This window comes from Spirillospora sp. NPDC049652 (assembly GCF_040675125.1).
GTDB lineage: Bacteria > Actinomycetota > Actinomycetes > Streptosporangiales > Streptosporangiaceae > Spirillospora.
The window spans coordinates 1-3087 of the sequence record NZ_JBFAOF010000867.1 but is presented as its reverse complement, the minus strand read 5'-3'; the positions used below and the strand labels follow the sequence as shown (position 1 = coordinate 3087).

At 75.3% G+C, this 3087-nt stretch carries 2 protein-coding genes and 1 pseudogene; 2 read left to right on the top strand and 1 reads right to left on the bottom strand.

Annotation, left to right across the window (positions count from 1 at the left end; all coding sequences use genetic code 11):
- A partial coding sequence (locus tag AB0J52_RS34035) for a hydantoinase/oxoprolinase family protein (RefSeq protein WP_500186998.1) occupies positions 1-1360 on the bottom strand: 1360 nt, incomplete at its 3' end.
- 42 nt (positions 1361-1402) lie between these two features.
- Between AB0J52_RS34035 and AB0J52_RS34030 the strand changes: the two are divergent.
- Positions 1403-2196 (top strand): annotated as a pseudogene (locus tag AB0J52_RS34030) (SDR family oxidoreductase).
- 117 nt (positions 2197-2313) lie between these two features.
- Positions 2314-2907: a hypothetical protein gene (locus tag AB0J52_RS34025; RefSeq protein WP_500186997.1), complete on the top strand. Its 594-nt coding sequence runs from the start codon at positions 2314-2316 to the stop codon at positions 2905-2907.
- The last annotated feature ends 180 nt before the right edge of the window (positions 2908-3087 follow it).

Genomic DNA, 3087 nt, shown 5'->3' with positions numbered 1-3087 from the left:
ACCCGCGCGGGTTGATGCCGCGCCGGACGGTCACGACGTGCACGGCCGCGCCCATCTGCGCGCCCGCGATGTCGTGGATCGCGGCGGCGGCCCCGGTCACGTCCACGCCGAGCGGACGCGCCACGTGCTCCTCGATCGCGGCGCGGGCGAGCGAGGCGTCCAGGCGGAACGCGCCGAACCCGGCCGGGTCGAGGTAGCCGAGGACGAGGTCGGCGTCGGTCACGGTGGGGAGGGTCCCGCCGCGCCCGTAGCAGGCGGGCCCGGGGTCGGCGCCCGCCGAGCGCGGGCCGACGCGCAGCGTTCCGGCGTCCGCCCAGGCGATCGAGCCGCCGCCGGACCCGACCTCGGCAAGGTCGATCGCGGGCACCTTGATCGGGACGCCGGTCCCGGGCCGCCGTCCGCCGTGGCTGCCCTTGCCGCCGACCTGGAACTCGTGCGTGACGCCGGGGCGTCCGCCGCGCACCAGCCCGGCCTTCGCGGTCGTCCCGCCCATGTCGAAGCAGACCAGGTCGGCGATGCCGCGCCGGGCGCCGAGCCGCGCGGCCGCGACGACCCCGGCGGCCGGGCCGGACTCGATGGTGTGCACCGCCCGGTCGGCGGCGAGCGCGGCCGGCAGCACGCCGCCCGCCGACTCCATCACCCGGACCGGCGCGGTGATCCCGGCCCTCCGCAGCCGCTCCTCCAGTCCGCGCAGGTAGGCGGCCATGACCGGGCCGACATAGGCGGACATCAGGGTCGTCGTGGCGCGCTCGTACTCGCCCATCTCGGGCCACACGTCGCAGGACGCGACGACCGGCGTGCCGTCCGGCAGCCGCGCCGCGACGATCTCGGCGAGCCGCCGCTCGTGCGCCGGGTTCAGGTACGAGTGGAGCAGGCAGATCGCGACGGCCGAGACGCCCAGCCCCGCGATCCGGTCGGCCACGGACGCGGCGGCCTTCTCGTCCAGGGGCGTGAGCACCGCGCCGGTAGCGTCGATCCGCTCGGGCACGGAGAACGTGCGCGTCAGCGGGACGGGCGGCTCCGGCTGACGGTAGAAGCGGTCGTACCGGTCCTCCTCCACGCGCGCCTGCCGGCCGAGCGCGAGCATCGACCGGAACCCCTCGGTCGTGACGAACGCGACCGGCACGCCCCTGCGCTCCAGGATCACGTTCGTCGCGAGCGTCGTCGCGTGGACGAACCGGGTGACCTCCCCCGCCGGGACGCCGCTCTCCGCGAGCACCCGCCGGACGCCGCGCAGCAGCCCGTCCGCCGGGTCGTCCGGCGTGGTCAGCGTCTTGGCGACCGCGACCCGGCCGTCCGGCCCGGTCAGCACCACGTCGGTGAACGTGCCGCCGACGTCGGTCGCGAGGGTGACGCCCATCCGCACCTCCGCAGGCGTACCTAGCTAGCGCTTGGTACGTTAATGCGCATGATGCTGGACGGCAAGATCGCGGTGATCACCGGCGCGGGGCCCGGCCTCGGCCGCACGCTGGCGGTGCTGATGGCGCGCGAGGGCGCGGACGTGGCCGTCGCCGCGCGCGGCGCCGCCACCCTGGAGTCCATCGCCCGCCAGGTGGAGGCCGAGGGCCGCCGGGCCCTCGCCGTGCCCACCGACATCTCCGACCCGGCCCAGTCCAAGCGCCTCGCCGAAACGGTCGTCGCCCACTTCGGACGCGTCGACGTCCTGGTCAACGCCGCCTTCCCGGGCTCACACCGCCGCAACGTCCTCGACATGGACGACGCCTACCTGGACCAGTGGCGCAGAGCGGTCGAGATCGCCGCCTACGGCACCCTGCTGGCCTGCGCCACCTCGCCCCGCACATGGTCGCCGCCGGGACGGGCTCGATCGTCAACCTCACGTCCATGTCGTCCCGCAGCGGCTACGCCGGACGCAGCGACTACGCCGCGGGCAAGGCCGCCGTCCACCTGCTCTCGCACTGCCTCGCCGACGAGCTCGGCCCCTCCGGCGTCCGCGTCAACTGCGTCGCCCCCGGCTGGATCGCCTCGGACGTCCTGGACGACTGGATGCGCGCCCGCGCCGAGGCCGAGAACACCACGTTCGAGGCCGTCCGGGCCCGCGACACCGCCGCCATGGCCCTGCGCCGCATCGCCACCGAGGAGGACGTCGCCCGCGCCGTCATCTGGCTGGCGTCCGACCAGTCCGCCGCCACCACCGGCGCCACCCTGGACGTCAACGCCGGCCAGCACTTCTCCTGACCCCCGCCTCGGACCCCCGCCGCGCCCTCGCGGCGGGGAGGTGCCGTCTTCGCGGAAATCTTGAGTGTGGCCGGGCGGATCATCCCATTTCGACCCGGCAGAGGTGACCATATTGGTGTGGCGACGGATATTCACGGATTCTTCGAGTGCCGGATGCGCAGCGACCCCCTCGACCGCTGGCGTGGCGTGCTGGAACTGCGGGACGTGTTCACCGGGCGGTCCGAGCCGGCGTTCGGCTGCCTGTTCGGCGTGGCCGAGCGGCTCGGCTTCCGTCCGGTGGCCGGCGGGCGCGGGCTGCCGCTGGACGCCTCACCGCAGACCCGGGCCGCCCAGAACGAGGGCCTCGCCGGGCACACCTGGATCGGCTGGCAGGAGCTGGCGGGCATCGACTGGGACGAGCCGTCCGAGCGGCCCGACAGCCGCGTCCGGCACTACCGGCGGCGCGCCGACGGGACGCTCGAACTCGTCGGGACCTACCTGTGGGACACCGCCTTCGCCGAGCGGATGGACGTCGCCGTGAGCGCGGGCGGCCCCGGCGACTGGGCCGAGCGGCGGGAGTGGACCGACGGGAGCACGGTGTACCGGGCCGACCGGGCGCGCCGCCGCGACGCGGTGGAGGCCGCGGTGTGGGACCCGGTCTGGAAGATCATGGAGGTGCTCTCGGGCGTGCACGGGCCGGGCAACGTCCGGCTGGTGGTCTGGTTCGGCTGAGCCGGCCGCGGCGCCCGGCCGGCCGACACTGTCCCAAGCAAATGCTTGGTGCTACCGTGTGGCCGAACCCTGAGGGAGGCCACGGTGGCGGACACGGTGATGCGCGCGGCGGTGCTGCGGGAGTTCGGCGAGCCCCTGGAGATCGCCGAGGTTGCGGTGGCGGCGCCGCGCGCGGGCGAG